The sequence below is a fragment of the Streptomyces subrutilus genome (assembly GCF_001746425.1).
Taxonomy (GTDB): domain Bacteria; phylum Actinomycetota; class Actinomycetes; order Streptomycetales; family Streptomycetaceae; genus Streptomyces; species Streptomyces subrutilus_A.
This window is the reverse complement of the sequence record NZ_MEHK01000001.1, coordinates 2,488,274-2,502,837: the sequence shown is the minus strand read 5'-3', so window position 1 is coordinate 2,502,837 and position 14,564 is coordinate 2,488,274. Positions and strand designations below refer to the sequence as shown.

The window sequence follows — 14,564 nt, the reverse complement described above, 5'->3', positions numbered from 1 at the left end:
GGGTTGCGGTCAACAGGGCGGGAGGCCGGCGAGGCGTGGCTAACGCGGCAGAGCACAGTGGTGGGCACGGACATGCCGGAGTCATAGGCGGTAGCGGCGGCAGGCTGGGGGCGGCACGCCTCCTCCTGTGGGCGCTGGCGGGCGCACTCGCCGTCAGACAGGCCGCCGTCGTGCTGAGCGTCCCACCGGGCCAGTGGCTGGGCGGCTTCCACCTCCCCGGCAGCCTTCCCGGCTCGCTCTACGACAGCGGCCAGTTCACCGGCACGCCGTTCGCCGGGCTGGTCCTCAAACCGCTCGTCGCCCTCGCGGCGCCGTCGCTGGAGCTCGCCTGGATCTCCCTGACGCTGCTGTTCGTCGCCGCCATCGGGCTCGTCGCCGCCCGCGGCCTGCCCGACCCCGTGCCGCGCCGCACCGCGCTGCTCGCCGCGCCCGTGCTGACCGCGCTGATGATGGTCTCGCTGCCCGTCCGCGAAGCCGCCTCGCCCAGCCAGACCGCCGTCCTGCCCGTGCTGCTGGTGCTCCTGGCCGTCTTCCGCGTCCCCGGCGGGCGCCAGGCCGGCTTCCTCATCGGCCTGGCCGCGGCCCTCCAGCCCGCCCTGCTGCTCTTCGCCCCGCTCCTGTGGCTGACCGGCCGCCGGCCCGCCGCCGGGGCCGCCGCCGCCACCTTCGCCGGAGCCACCGCCCTGTCCTGGGCGGCCATGCCGCGCGACTCCTGGACGTACTGGATCCACCACCTGGCCGGCACCGGGCTCGGCGGGGCCCCCGACGGCCTCGCCAACCAGTCCGTGCACGGCGCCCTGCTGCGCCTCGGCCTGAGCGGACCCGCCGAAATCCTGCTGTACGCCGTCCTCGCGGCCGCCGTCGCCTTCATCGGGCTGCGCCGCGCCGTCCGCTACGCCCGCGACGGGCAGCTGCTGCTCGCCGTCGCCCTCACCGGCTGCGTGGCCGTCGCCGTCTCCCCGGCCGGCTGGCGCCACCAGCTGCTGTGGGTGCTCCTCGCCGTCGCGGGCAAGGTCGGACGGCGCGCCGCCGACCGGCCCGTGTGGCCCGTCGCCGTCGTCCTGACCATGACGCTGCCCAGCGCGGTGCTGCTGCCGAACCTGGCCGCGCTGGCCCCCGTCCGCGACAACGTGCTGCTGCTCGCCGCGCTGGCCGCCGCCTGCGCCGTACCGTTCCTGCCGCGCTCCTCGCCGTACTGGCGCGAACCCGTCCCGACGGCCTACGGGAAGCCCGCGGCCGCCCGCTGGCAGCGGGTGCCGCTGCTGCCGTTCTGGCGGCGCGTGCTGTCCCGCCCCAACCTGCTGCTGGAACTCCTGCTGATACGGGTCGGCTACTCCCTCTACTCGCACATCAGGGCCGCCGCCCCCACCAGCCGCGACCTCGCCGAGGGCAACGGAAGCCAGATCCTCGGGATCGAGCGGGCCATCGGCCTCGACATCGAGCACGCCGTGAACCACGCGGTCGTCGACACGCCCTGGCTGGAGGCGTTCTTCAACTTCTACTACACCTCCTTCCACTTCGTGGTCCCGCTGACGATCCTGGCCGTCCTGTACTGGCGCCGCCCGGGCGACTACCGCTGGGCGCGCGCCTCCCTGGGGCTGGCGACCGTACTGGCCCTCATAGGCTTCTGGCTCTACCCGCTCGCGCCGCCCCGCCTGATGCCCGGCCTCGGCTTCGTCGACACCGTCCACGGTCCGCAGGACCTGGCCAACCCGTCGTACGGGGCCATGACCGCGATCTCCAACCAGTACGCGGCGATGCCCTCGCTGCACTTCGGCTGGTCGCTGTGGTGCGGCATCGTGATCGTCGTGCTGGCGCCCAAGGGCTGGCAGAAGCTGCTCGGCGCGCTCCACCCGCTGATCACGGTGTGCGCGATCGTCGCCACCGCCAACCACTGGGTCCTCGACGCGGTGGGCGGCGCGATCGTCGTCGGCGCCGGTTTCGGGCTCGTGTACGTGCTCTCCGGGCCGCGGCGGCTGCGGGCGACCCTGCCCGCGCAGCGTACGGCGAGCGGCGCGGCACAGGACCACGGGAACGGGCCGGACCTCAGGACTCCGGCGGGGGTCCGGGCCTCGTAGCCACCGGCACGGACGGCGCGGCGGTCGATGCGGCGGACTGGTCCTCGGGCGGGGCGGCGGACTGGTCCTCCGACGGGGCGGCGGGCGGGATGTTCTGGTTGAGGCGGAAGAGGTTCCCGGGGTCGTAGCGGCGCTTCAGCTCCCGCAGGCGCCGGTACTTCCGCGGCCCGTAGGCCTGCTCGACCCGCTCCTCGCCCTCCTCCATCAGGAAGTTCGGGTAGACGCCGGTCTGGTGGGGGGCGAGCGCCGACCACAGGCCGCGCGCCCACGCCCGCTCCCGGTCGAAGCCCTCCGGGCCCTCCGTCGTCCCGTTGATGTTGAAGGTGTGCCCGGCGCCGCGCCCGCCGAAGGCCGTCTCGTCCTCCCCGACGCGCGCGACGGCCCCGCCGAGCTGGAAGATCGGGAACGCGGTGAACGGGGAGACGATCCGGGCCGCGTGCTCGGCGGTGCGGTCGATGATCTCGTCGGTGAGCCGGTCGACGTCGCAGGACTTGAAGTAGTACCAGCGCCCGTGCGGGAACGACGCGTCGAACATCGCCTGGTGCTCGGTGAACGGCTTGGGCGCGCACAGGTCGAGTACCGGCGCGACCCCGGCGTCCTCGCGCAGCGGCCGCAGCACCTCCTGCCCCTCCTCGACCGGGCCCGCGTAGCAGCAGACCACCATCACCACCGGCTCCCCGTGCAGACGGGCCGGGATGTACGGGGACGGCGGCGCCTTGCGGTGGACGACGGCCGTCGTCAGCTCGTCCGGGACGGCGGTGATCCACTCGCGGTAGAAGCGCAGCAGCCGCGCCGACTCGGCCATCGGCCAGATGACCGGGCCGGCCAGCACGATCGGCCCGAGCGGGTTGAGCCGGAAGGTGAACTCCGTGACGATCCCGAAGTTCCCGCCTCCGCCGCGCACACCCCAGAAGAGGTCCGGGTTCTCGTCCTCGTTCGCCTTCACGAAGGACCCGTCGGCGGTGACCATGTCCACCGAGAGCAACTGGTCGACGGTGAGCCCGTACTTGCGCATCAGCCAGCCGATCCCGCCGCCGAGGGTGAGCCCGGCCAGGCCGGTGTGCGTGACGATCCCGGCCGGTACGGCCAGCCCGAACTCCTGCGTCTCGTGGTCCAGTTCGCCCAGCAGCACCCCGGCCTGGGCGCGGACCGTGCGGGCCTGCGGGTCCACGCGGATGCCGCGCAGGGGGGAGAGGTCGACGACGATCCCGCCGTCGCACACGGACTGGCCGGGGAAGCTGTGGCCACCGCCGCGTACGGCGACCGGCAGCCCGGCGGCCGGCCCCGCGGCGAACCGTACGGCCTCGATGACGTCCGCGACGCCGGTGCAGTGGGCGATGAGGGCGGGGGAGCGGTCGACGGAGCCGTTCCAGACCCGGCGGTCCTCGTCGTACGTGGGGTCTCCGGGCTGCACCAGCCGGCCCCGGAAGGACTGACTGAGCGTATCCATGTCTTCAGTCTGGCACCGGGGGGTGCGGGCTGCCTGTGCGGGCCGGGGTCGGCGCCGAAGAGGCGAGGCCGAAGGGGCGCCGGGGCGCGCGTGGCCCCGGCGCCCCTTCGGCTGGATCGCCGCTGTCTGCCAGGATCGCCCGGTTGTGGCCGGTCCGCCACTCGAACGGGCGCGGGCCGGTTGCCTCCGGCGGGCCGGGGGGCGGGCCCGGCCCCGGAGTCTGGGGGGAGCTCAAAGATCGGGGCTCCGCCCCGGGCCCCGCGCCTCAAACGCCGGCGGGGCTGGAATGGCTCGGTGGGGCCAGCGGACGGCAGGGGCCGGGCGTGGGAGGAAGGGCCCCTGCCGTCCTGGGTCGCGGGGCAGCCGTGGCTGACCCGGAGTTCCTTGATGCCGTTGAGCCAGGCCGCGCGCAGCCGGCGCGGGTCCTCGCCGGTCAGGCGGAGGTCGGGCAGGGTGTCGGCCAAGGCGTTGAAGATCAGGTCGATCTCCATGACGGCGAGGGACTTGCCGAGGCAGAAGTGCGGGCCGCCGCCGCCGAATCCCAGGTGGGGGTTGGGGTCGCGGGTGATGTCGAAGACGTCGGGGTCGGTGAAGACCTCCGGGTCGTGGTTGGCGGAGGAGTAGAACATCCCCACCCGGTCGCCCGCCTTGATCTTCTGACCGCCCAGCTCGGTGTCCTGGGTGGCCGTGCGCTGGAAGGACACCACCGGGGTGGCCCAGCGCACGATCTCCTCCGCCGCCGTCGAGGGGCGGGTCGCCTTGTAGAGCTCCCACTGCTCGGGGTGGGTGAGGAAGGCGTGCATGCCGTGGCTGATCGCGTTGCGCGTGGTCTCGTTGCCGGCGACCGCCAGGAGGAGGACGAACATCCCGAACTCGTCCGATCCGAGGTTTCCCTGTCCCTCCGCCGCCACCAGCTGCGTCACGATGTCCTTGGCCGGGCACTCCTTGCGCTCGGCGGACAGGTTCATGGCGTAGCCGATGAGCTCCATCGCCGCCTCGGCGCCGACCTCCTCGGTGATCGCGTACTCCGGGTCGTCGTAGGCGATCATCTTGTTCGACCAGTCGAAGATCTTGGCGCGGTCCTTCTGCGGTACGCCGATCAGCTCCGCGATGGCTTGGAGCGGCAGCTCGCAGGCCACCTGCGTGACGAAGTCGAAGCTGCCGTCCGCGGCGCCGGCCACCGCCTCCTCGACGATCTTCCGGGCCCGGTCGCGCAGGGCTTCCTCCAGTCCGCGGATGGCCCGGGGGGTGAATCCGCGCTGCACGATCTGGCGTACGCGCGTGTGTTCCGGCGGATCCATGTTCAGCATGATCAGACGCTGGGCATCTATCTGGTCGCGCTGGATGTGCTCGTTGAAGCGGATGATCGCGGTGTTGGTGGTGGAGGAGAACAGTTCGGGGTGCGTGGAGACGTACTTGACGTCCGCGTGCCGGGTCACGACCCAGTAGCCCTCGTCGTCGAAACCCGTGATGCCCCGCCGCTGCGGGCACCACCACACGGGGGCCGTCTGCCGCAGCTGTGCGAACTCCGGGAGCGGGACCCGGCTTTGGAGCAGGTCGGGGTCGGTGGCGTCGAAACCTTCGGGCAGCGCGGGGCAGGACATCGGGCGACTCCAAAGTCTGACGGCCCATCAGAAGTTGGCTTGAAGGTAGTAACGAGTTCTAGAAGTGACAAGGGTCGGCGCGCCAACTGTTGCGTGTGGAATCCGTGCAGGCCGCGTGCAAGACCCTTGCGTGCCGGGGCTTCAGGTCATAAGACTGCGGGGAGAACTAGAACGCGTACTAGTTCAGGGCGGGGCGCCGGGACGGCCCGCCGCGCTGTCGCAGTGCAGGAGAGGACGAGCTCATGGCCGCGGAACCCGTCATCGTCGAAGCCGTACGCACTCCCATCGGCAAGCGCGGGGGCGCGCTCGCCAACCTCCATCCCGCCTACCTGCTCGGCGAAACCTACCGGGAGCTCCTCGCCCGTACCGGAATCCAGCCCGACTGCGTCGAGCAGATCGTCGGCGGCACCGTCACGCACGCCGGCGAGCAGTCGATGAACCCCGCCCGCAACGCTTGGCTCGCCATGGGCCTCCCGTACGAGACCGCCGCGACCACGGTGGACTGTCAGTGCGGCAGCTCCCAGCAGGCCAACCACATGGTCGCCAACATGATCTCCGGCGGGGTCATGGACATCGGGATCGCCTGCGGGGTCGAGGCCATGAGCCGCGTGCCGCTGGGATCGGGCTCCAAGCACGGGCCCGGCAAGCCCTTCCCGGACGAGTGGAACGTGGACCTGCCCAACCAGTTCGAGGCTGCCGAGCGGATCGCCCGGCATCGGGGACTGTCCCGTGAGGACGTCGACAAGCTGGGGCTGCTCTCGCAGGAGCGGGCCGCGGCCGCCTGGGCCGAGGAGCGCTTCAAGCGCGAGACCTTCGCCGTGCAGGTGCCGACCACCGAGGAGGAGCAGGCCGCCGGGCAGGGCATGTGGCGCCTGGTCGACCGGGACGAGGGCCTGCGCGACACGTCCATGGAGGCGCTGGCCCGGCTCAAGCCGGTCATGCCGACCGCCGTGCACACCGCCGGGAACTCCTCGCAGATATCCGACGGGGCCGCCGCCGTGATGTGGGCCTCGCGCAAGATGGCCCGCGCCCTCAAGCTGCGGCCGCGCGCGCGGATCGTTGCCCAGACGCTGGTCGGCGCCGACCCGCACTTCCACCTGGACGGGCCGATCGACGCGACGCGGGCCGTGCTGGGCAAGGCCGGCATGTCCCTCAAGGACATCGACCTCGTCGAGATCAACGAGGCCTTCGCCTCGGTCGTCCTCAGCTGGGCCCGGGTCTTCGACCAGGACCTCGAGAAGGTCAACGTCAACGGCGGGGGCATCGCGCTCGGCCACCCCGTCGGCGCCACCGGCGCTCGGCTGATCACCACCGCGCTGCACGAGCTGGAGCGCCGCGACAGGGAATTCGCGCTGATCACCATGTGCGCGGGCGGTGCGCTGGCGACCGGCACGATCATCCAGCGCCTGTAGTCGCCGGGCACCGCACGGCGCCGGCCACCGCTCGGCGCCGCACACAGACCCCGTGGGATGGGATGCAGAAGGCCCCGGTGGCCGGACCTGGGGAGGCCGGCCACCGGGGCCTTCGTATGTCCTGCTGTCGGTGCTGCCCGCCGGCGGCTTAGTACCAGTGGTTGGCGGACCAGAAGTTCCAGGCGCCGACGGGGCTGCCGTAGCGCTCGTTCATGTACTTCAGGCCCCACTTGATCTGGGTGGCCGGGTTGGTCTTCCAGTCCGAGCCGGCCGAGGCCATCTTCGAGGCCGGCAGGGCCTGGACCAGGCCGTACGCGCCGGAGGAGGAGTTCGTGGCGGTGTGGTCCCAGCCGCTCTCACGCGAGATGATCTTGTCGAAGGCGGCGAACTGGGCCGGGTCCTTGATCATCTGCTGGGCGATCGCCTTGGCGCTCATCGGGGCGGCCTGCGCGGGAACCGCGGCCAGCATGGAACCGGCGACGCCCAGGGCGAGCACGGTACCCGTGAGGGTCTTCTTCGAAGCGGCGATGCGGCGGATGACGGCGTTGGACACGGATTGACCTTCCGGAGGCGACAGGGGCGGTCGCGGCACACCGAGGCGTGCGGGAGCCACTCACACGGAGGAGAGGGGTTCGTCGGCGGGGGTGAAGCACCCCTGCCGCCTTGCGACTCATCCAGTTCTACCGACCCCCCGACCCCCTGGCAACGACCCCTCCTACTAGCGGACCTCGCAGGCGGGGTGCAACGGCCCCCGTCCGGAGGTGAGGGAGTCCGCGCAGGTGGCGGCGGGTGTGAGGGGGTGTGCAGGGGACCTTCAGGGACCACTATCCCGGTTCGTATGTGACCTGGGTCCTGTGGGGCGGGTCACCGCCGAGAGGCCCGGATGTCACCTTCTGTATCCATTTCGTCCCTTTTGTCGGTGTGGTCCGGGCCACTTCCCACCCCCGAATCGAAGGTGACGGGCGCGTCGAACGCTGCTTTGCGAGTCGCCCGGCGCAGCGCCCGCAGCAGCGTGCCGCCGAGGGTGAGGGTCAGGACGACCGTCAGCGCCGCCCGGCCCAGGTCCCAGCCCACCGAGGTCGCCAGGCAGTACGCGACGAAGCGCGCCAGGTTCGCCGCGACCGGCTCGCCCGGGTGGAACGAGATGCCCTGCCCCATGCCCTGCAGGATCACCCAGCCCTGCAGGTTCATGACCGTGCCGTACGCGAACGAGCCCGCGAAGCCGTACGCCGCCAGCATCCAGAGCTCCGCCCGGCCCCGGATCCGCTCCGCGCCGGGCAGCAGCCCGGCGCCCAGCGCGAACCAGCCCATGGCCAGCATCTGGAACGGCATCCACGGCCCGACCCCGCCGGTCAGCAGGGCGGACGCGAACATCGTCACCGAGCCGAGCACGAAGCCGAAGCCGGGGCCGAGGACGCGGCCGCTCAGCACCATCAGGAAGAACATCGGCTCCAGGCCGGCCGTGCCCGCGCCCAGCGGCCGCAGCGCCGCCCCGACGGCGGCCAGCACGCCGAGCATCGCCACCGCCTTGGCGTCCATGCCGCTGTCGGCGATGGTCGCGACGACGACGGCCACGAGGAGCGGCAGCAGCGCCGCGAAGAGCCAGGGGGCGTCCTGGGAGTGGGCGAGGCCCGACTGCCGGTCGGCGAGCAGCGGCCAGCCGAAGGCCGCGATGCCGATGAGGGTGACGAGGACAAGGGCCGCGGCGGCGCGGGGGCCGATACGGACGGGGCGGACCGGGCGGGTCGGGCGGGTCGCTGCGCGGCTCATGCGGGGGCCGTCCCGGGGGCCTGGGTCCCGGGGGCGGCCGGCGCGGGGGCCGGGGCCGTCGGCGGGGCCTCGGACGCCAGGGCCTCGGACGCCAGGGCTTCCGCGACCTGGCTCACCGTGAGCCAGTGGCCGGGGGCCAGGATTTTCGCCACCTGGGGGGCGAAGGCGGGGGAGGAGACGACGACCTCGGCGGTCGGGCCGTCCGCGACGATCTCCCCGCCGGCCAGGATCACCACGCGGTGGGCCAGCTCGGCGGCCAGCTCCACGTCGTGCGTGGCCAGCACGATGGCGTGCCCCTCGGCCGCGAGGGCCCGCAGGATCTCGATCAGGCGGGCCTTGGCCGCGTAGTCCAGGCCGCGGGTCGGCTCGTCGAGGAGCAGCAGGGCCGGGCGCCCGGTGAGGACCAGCGCCAGGGCCAGGGCCAGGCGCTGGCCCTCCGAGAGGTCCCGGGGGTGGGTGTCGTCCGGGACGTCCGGGAGCAGGGCGCAGACCAGGTCCCGGCAGGTGCCGGGGGGTGCGGCGGCGTCGGAGTCGGCGGCGGCGCACTCGGCCGCGACCGTGTCGGCGTACAGGAGGTCGCGGGGCTCCTGCGGGACGAGGCCGACACGGCGGACCATCTGCGCTGGGGCGGTCTTGTGGGGGGTGGCGCCGGCCACCGTGACGGTGCCGGTGGTGGGGGCGAGGGTGCCGGTGAGGGCGGCGAGGAGGGTGGACTTGCCGGCGCCGTTGCGGCCCATCAAGGCGATGGTCTCGCCCGGGGCCACGGTGAGGTCGATGTCGCGGAGCACTTCGGTGCGGGAGCGGCGGACGCCTAGGCCGCGGGCCGTGGCGACGGCGGGGCCGGGCGCGGTCGGGGTGGCGGCCAAGGCCGGATCGGGGCTCGGCTTGGCGCGCCGGAGCAGCCGCGCGAACAGCCCGGCGGCTGCGCGGCCGGGGGCTCCGCCTCTGGAACCTCGCGCCCCGGGCGCCGGCGGGGCGGGGCGCTCGGCGGCTGCGCTGTCAGGGGCTGCGCCCCCGGGCCCCTGCGTCTCCGGCGGGGCTGGGTGGGGCTGCGGGCGGGCGTTGGCTGTGGCTGGGTGGGGGTTCGGCTCCGGGGTGGGGGCGGGTGTGCTGGGGTGCGGGGTCGTCGGCGGGGCGGGGTGGGGGCCCTGCGGGCGGCTTTCCCCAACCCGCCCCTTCCCGAAACCGGGCTCCGCCCGGACCCGCGCCTCAAACGCCGGCGGGGCTGGATTTGGCTGCGGACGTACGTCGGCTGATTGCCCGGAGGGCAACTCCAGCCCCGTCGGCGTCTGAGGCGCGGGGTCCTGGGCGGAGCCCTGGGAAGCGGCGGCGCGGGCGGGGCCGGACAGCGGGGGCGCGGCGTGCTCCGAAGCCGACGCGGGAGCCGGGCCGCTGGCGCCGGCCGACGCGGGCGCCGGGTCACCGGTCGCAGCCGAGGTCGTAGCCGGGCCACCGGTCGCCGCCGAGCTGTCAGTCGCAGCCGAGGTCGCAGCCGGGCCACCGGTCGCCGCCGAGCTGTCAGTCGCAGCCGAGGTCGTAGCCCGGCCACCGGCCCCCGCCGAAATCGCAGCCGGGTCACCGGTCGCAACCCAGGCGGGAGCCGGGGTGTGGGGCGTAGCCGAGGCCCGACCCGTGCCCCCGGCGGGAGCCGACAGGCGGGTGCGGAGGGGGGCGGCCTCGCGGCGGGCGTCGCGGATGGAGAGGGGGAGCGGGGGCCAGCCCGCCAGGCGGCCCAGGGCTACCACCGGCGGGTGGACCGGGGAGACGGCCATGACGTCCGACGGCGTGCCGAGCACCGGCGCCGCGCCCGGGGACGGCAGGAGCAGCACCTGGTCGGCGTACTGGACCACCCGTTCCAGCCGGTGCTCCGCCATGAGGACCGTCGTGCCGAGGTCGTGGACCAGCCGCTGGAGCACCGCCAGGACCTCCTCCGCCGCCGCCGGGTCGAGCGCGGAGGTCGGCTCGTCCAGGACGAGGACCCTCGGGTGCGGGGTCAGGACCGAGCCGATCGCGACCCGCTGCTGCTGGCCTCCGGACAGGGTGGCGATGGGGCGGTCGCGCAGCTCGTTCAGGCCGAGGAGATCGAGGGTCTCCTCGACCCGGCGGCGCATCACCGCGGGCGGCAGGCCCAGCGACTCCATGCCGTAGGCCAGCTCGTCCTCCACCACGTCCGTCACGAAGTGCGCGAGCGGATCCTGGCCGACCGTCCCGACCACGTCCGCGAGCTCCCGCGGCTTGTGCGTGCGCGTGTCACGGCCCGCGACCGTGACCCGCCCCCGGAGCCTGCCCCCGGTGAAGTGGGGGACCAGGCCGGAGACGGCTCCCAGCAGAGTCGACTTGCCGACACCCGACGGGCCGACGAGGAGGGTCAGCTCGCCTTCCGGGATCACCAGGTCGACGCCCTGGAGCGAGGGCCGGGCCGCTCCCTCGTAGGTCACCGAGACCTGTTCGAACCGGATCACGCGGACGCCTCCTTGGGCGGTACGGGTGCCATGAAGGCGGGCAGCAGGCCGATCAGGACCGCGGCCGCCGGCCAGAGGGGGAGCGCGGGCGCGACCAGCGGGACCACGCCCGGGTGCAGGGACGCGGGGTCGACGGTGCCGGCGTGGATGAGGAGCGCGGCGACGGCCGCACCCGATCCGGAGACCAGCCAGGCGCGCGGGCCCCAGCGGTCGGGCCGGTAGCGGGTGCGGACCGAGCGGCGGCCGCCGAGCCGCAGCCCCGCCAGGGCCAGGACCACGCCGATGAGGAGGACGGGCAGGCCGTACACCGCGCCCTCGGCGGCGAGCAGCCCGTACGTGCCCGCGCACATGCCGAGCAGGCCGCCGAGGGTGAGGACGTTGGTGGTGTGCCGGACGGAGGGCGGGACCTGCGCGGTGCGGCCGTAGCCGCGTGCGTCCATGGACGCGGCGGTGGCGACGGAACGCTCGAGGGCGCCCTCCAGCACCGGCAACCCGATCTGGAGGATGGCCTTGATCCCGCCGGTGGGGCGGCCGCGCAGGCGGCGGGCGGTCCGCAGGCGGACCACGTCGGCGACCATGTTCGGCGCGAAGGTCATCGCGACGACGACGGCGACCCCGGCCTCGTACAGGGCGGCCGGGAGGGACTTCAGCAGCCGGGCCGGGTTGGCGAGGGCGTTCGCGGCGCCGACGCAGACCAGGAGGGTGGCCAGTTTCGCGCCGTCGTAGAAGGCGAAGACCAGCTGCTCGGCCGTGACCCGGCCGCCGAAGCGGATGCCCTGGGCCCAGGCGGGGAGCGGGACCTCCGGGAGGGTGAACAGGGTGTGCGAGCCGGGGATGGGGGAGCCGAGGAGCATGGAGAAGAGGAGGCGCAGGCCGATGACGAACAGGCCGAGCTTGAGGAAGGCACCGTAGGAACGGGCCCAGGGGGCGCTCGTGCGGCGGGCCGCGACGACGTAGCCGGCCACGCCGACGATCAGGCCGAGGAGGAGGGGGTTCGTCGTGCGCGAGGCGGCCGTGGCCAGACCGAGGGCCCAGAGCCACCAGGCCCCCGCGTGCAGGGCCGTGGCCCGGCCGGCGTGCGGGGGCCGCCATGTGTCGTACGACGGCCCGTGCGGGGGATGTTGCGCCGCGGGGCGGCTGCGCCGGGGCGGGGTCGCGGGGGGGGGTGCGGGTCCGGTGGGGGTGCGGGGGCTCGCGGGGCGGCGGTGCCCTGGGTCGCCGGGGGCGGCGCCAGCGGGGGTGCGGGGGCTCGCGGGGCGGCGGTGCCCGGGCGGGGGTGCGTCGCCGGGTGCGGCGCCGGTCGGGGTGCGCCCGGCCTGCGGCCGGGCGGGGTACCCACCCGCACCACCCGTGCGGGTCGTAGCCCGGGTGCGGGTGGCCCCGGTGGGTGGCTGGGCGCCGTCGGCGGCCGTCCGGCCGTGGGCGTTCGCCCCGCCGTCAGCCTCCGTCCCGCCGTGGGCGTTCGCCCCGCCGTCCGCCTCCGTCCCGCCGTCAGCGGCCGCGTCGCCGTGAGCCTCCGTCCCGCCGTCGGCGGCCGCGTCGCCGTGAGCCTCCGCCCCGCCGTCGGCGGCTGCCCCGTGGTGAGCCTTCGCCCCGCCGTCGGCGGTTGCCCTGCCGTGGGCGGCCTTGTGGCCGTGGGCGTTTGCCCCGCCTTCGGGGTTTGCCGCGCCGGGAGGTGTGGGGGGCGTCATCGGGTGCGGCGGCGGGACTGCCAGATGGCGGCCGCGGCCAGGGCCGCCACCGCCGCTATGCCTGCCAGGAGGCCTGCCGACGGGCCGCCGTTGTCGGTGTCGGCTTCGGCCTTCGGCGGGGGGGTGGCGGGCGGGGTGTCCGGGAGGGGTTCGCCGCAGCCCTGTTTCGGGAAGCCCGAGACTCCGCACAGCAGGGCCGCGCTGTTGTAGCGCAGCGGCTTCGCGACCGAGGCCAGGGCTTCGGCCGCCGTGGCCTCCGGGGCCACCTGGGCGCAGGCCGTGCGGGGCTGAGCCTGCGGGGCGGGCTCGTCCTGCGGGGCGTCCTCGGGGAGGCCGAAGTCGATGACCAGCGCCACCCGCTTGCGGCCCTCGGCCGCCGGGGTCGCTCCGCAGATCGCCGTGAAGTCCGCCGCCGCCCGCGGCCGCGCCGCCTCCGCCGCCGCGTCCTTGCTCACCGCGAAGCGGAAGCCCTGCACGGAGCCGTCCGCCGGGCGGGCCATCGAGGGCCCGACGGTGGCGTACGCCCACGTACCGCCGGCGCCGTCCCAGAACGACCAGTAGCGGTAGCTCGCGGCCGCGGCCGGACCGGCCGCCAGCACGGCCAGGACGACGCCGAAGGCGAAGACGAGGGGGAGGAGACGGCGGCGGCGCATCAGAGCTGGTTCTTCTTGCGGCGGCCGCTCAGCAGGATGCCGATGCCCACGCCGGCCGCGGCGCCCGCGCCGATGATCCACCACACGCTCTGGCCGCCGGACGGCTTGTCCTTGTCGCTGTCCACCGTCGTCGCGGAGGTGTCCGTGCCCTGCGGCGCCGGACCCGTCGCGTTCAGCGCCGCGACCAGGTCGGTGCCGCCGAAGGACTTCGGGTCGGTGCCGGTGGCGTGCGCGGCCAGGATCAGCGTGCCGAGGCCCGCCGGGCTGCCCTTCGACCACTGCGCCGAATTGCCCTTGAGCCACTCCAGCGCGCCCGCAGCCGACTGCTTGTGTCCGGCCGCGGCCAGGGCGATCACCGCGTCGGCGGTGTTGCCGGTGTCCGGCATCGGCTGGTCCGCGCCCGGGGTGACGGCCGTCAGGTGGCCGTCCTTCTCGAGGGCCGCGGCCAGGTAGCCGGCCGCGCCCTGGGCGGCGGCCGCTGGGTCCGCGGCGCCGGCCGACGGGCAGGCCAGAGGAGCCGCCGAGGTGTCCGTGGTGGACGGCACCACGGCCGCGCCCTTGCCGAGGCCGGCCAGGGTCGCGGCGGCCGTGGCGTCGGCGTTCGCGAGCAGCTTGCCGTCGACCGGCTGGTAGGCGAAAGCGCCCCGGTCGGCGGCCGGCTCGGCGGAGCAGCCCAGCTGGAAGGGGAGCAGCCCCTCGTACGCCGACTTGCCGGCCTTCGACTTGACCTCGGCGGGCTTCTCGCCGGCCACGGCCAGGGCGCTGATCACCAGAGCCGTGGAGTTGGCCTCGCTGGGGGAGCCGGGCACGTACGCCCAGCCACCGTCCTCGTTCTGGACGGACTTGAGCCAGTCCACGGCCTTGGTGACGGCCGCGTCCTGGCCGCCGAGGGCCTTCAGCGCCTGCAAGGCCGCCGCGGTGGCGTTGGTGTCGAACATGGTGGTCTCGGCGCACGCCGTGCCCGCCTCGGCGCGGAAGGAGGCGAAGCCGCCGTTCGCGCACTGCTGGCCCAGCAGCCAGTCGACGGCCTGCGGGGCGGGCTCGAGGCCGACGGTGTGCTGCGCGAGCAGCGCGAAGGACTGCCGCCACACACCGTCGTAGGTGGGGTCGTTCTTGCCGAACAGGCCGGAGGGGATGACCGGCGGCGCGGAGGGGGAGGCGGGCGGAGCGGTGTCGGCGAGGGCTGCGGGGGCGGCGCCCGCACAGAGCACGGCGGAGGCGGCGAGCGCGGCGGCGCTGCGGCGGACGTTCATGGGGGCGGGTGCCTCTCCTGCTGGGGAGCTGGAGGCAGGCACGCTCAGGCACCGGGCTCCGGCTCCGTATACCTCGACGGTGCCGGCCGCCGGGGGACCCGGCGGCGCGAGCCGCGCACCTCCGCGACGGGGCGTTCCGACTTCCCGCCGCCGGGCTGGGCCGGGGCGGGTCACGGTTGCGGGTCAGTGCC

The 14,564-nt window shown here is 74.6% G+C and carries 8 protein-coding genes and 2 pseudogenes; 2 read left to right on the top strand and 8 right to left on the bottom strand.

Translation table 11 applies throughout. From position 1 onward, the window contains the following. The first annotated feature begins 35 nt into the window (after positions 1-35). Positions 36-2,078, top strand: coding sequence for a bifunctional glycosyltransferase 87/phosphatase PAP2 family protein (locus BGK67_RS12300; RefSeq protein WP_069920130.1), 2,043 nt, complete (start codon positions 36-38; stop codon positions 2,076-2,078). On the opposite strand, the gene BGK67_RS12295 is transcribed toward BGK67_RS12300, so the two are convergent. Then, entirely contained in the window at positions 2,047-3,528 is a 1,482-nt protein-coding gene (locus BGK67_RS12295; protein ID WP_079154144.1) for an FAD-binding oxidoreductase, read from the bottom strand. The genes BGK67_RS12300 and BGK67_RS12295 overlap by 32 nt on opposite strands. A gap of 368 nt (positions 3,529-3,896) precedes the next feature. Continuing rightward, positions 3,897-5,132, bottom strand: a pseudogene (locus BGK67_RS12290) (cytochrome P450); the annotation flags it as partial. A gap of 242 nt (positions 5,133-5,374) precedes the next feature. Here BGK67_RS12290 and BGK67_RS12285 point away from each other — a divergent pair. After that, positions 5,375-6,544 (top strand): steroid 3-ketoacyl-CoA thiolase, encoded by a 1,170-nt coding sequence (locus BGK67_RS12285; RefSeq protein WP_069920128.1) that lies wholly within the window; start codon positions 5,375-5,377, stop codon positions 6,542-6,544. Between the two features lie 148 nt (positions 6,545-6,692). Here BGK67_RS12285 and BGK67_RS12280 read toward each other — a convergent pair whose 3' ends face one another. The 6 genes and pseudogenes from BGK67_RS12280 to BGK67_RS12250 all read right to left on the bottom strand — a co-directional run bounded on the left by BGK67_RS12280 (position 6,693) and on the right by BGK67_RS12250 (position 14,373). Next, entirely contained in the window at positions 6,693-7,097 is a 405-nt protein-coding gene (locus tag BGK67_RS12280; protein WP_069920127.1) for an aggregation-promoting factor C-terminal-like domain-containing protein, read from the bottom strand. 311 nt (positions 7,098-7,408) lie between these two features. Then, the gene (locus BGK67_RS12275; protein WP_079154143.1) at positions 7,409-8,314 is read right to left on the bottom strand and encodes an ECF transporter S component; all 906 of its coding nucleotides are present in this window, start codon (positions 8,312-8,314) and stop codon (positions 7,409-7,411) included. Beyond that, positions 8,311-10,776, bottom strand: coding sequence for an ATP-binding cassette domain-containing protein (locus tag BGK67_RS36190; protein WP_079154142.1), 2,466 nt, complete (start codon positions 10,774-10,776; stop codon positions 8,311-8,313). Before BGK67_RS36190 ends, BGK67_RS12275 begins: the two co-directional genes overlap by 4 nt. Beyond that, positions 10,773-11,867 (bottom strand): annotated as a pseudogene (locus tag BGK67_RS12260) (energy-coupling factor transporter transmembrane component T); the annotation flags it as partial. The pseudogene BGK67_RS12260 and the gene BGK67_RS36190, both read right to left, overlap by 4 nt. A gap of 596 nt (positions 11,868-12,463) precedes the next feature. Then, on the bottom strand, positions 12,464-13,120 hold the full coding sequence (locus BGK67_RS12255; protein WP_069920126.1) for an SCO2322 family protein: 657 nt from the start codon (positions 13,118-13,120) through the stop codon (positions 12,464-12,466). Beyond that, a complete protein-coding gene (locus BGK67_RS12250; RefSeq protein ID WP_069920125.1) occupies positions 13,120-14,373 on the bottom strand; it encodes a prenyltransferase/squalene oxidase repeat-containing protein in 1,254 nt (417 codons plus the stop codon). Before BGK67_RS12250 ends, BGK67_RS12255 begins: the two co-directional genes overlap by 1 nt. Positions 14,374-14,564: the final 191 nt, after the last annotated feature.

Bases quoted from the DNA above. Each gene is read 5' to 3' on its own strand.
- BGK67_RS12295 (WP_079154144.1), bottom strand. From the start codon at position 3,528: ATGGATACGCTCAGTCAGTCCTTCCGGGGCCGGCTGGTGCAGCCCGGA.
- BGK67_RS12285 (WP_069920128.1), top strand. From the start codon at position 5,375: ATGGCCGCGGAACCCGTCATCGTCGAAGCCGTACGCACTCCCATCGGC.
- BGK67_RS12255 (WP_069920126.1), bottom strand. From the start codon at position 13,120: ATGCGCCGCCGCCGTCTCCTCCCCCTCGTCTTCGCCTTCGGCGTCGTC.
- BGK67_RS12275 (WP_079154143.1), bottom strand. From the start codon at position 8,314: ATGAGCCGCGCAGCGACCCGCCCGACCCGCCCGGTCCGCCCCGTCCGT.
- BGK67_RS12250 (WP_069920125.1), bottom strand. From the start codon at position 14,373: ATGAACGTCCGCCGCAGCGCCGCCGCGCTCGCCGCCTCCGCCGTGCTC.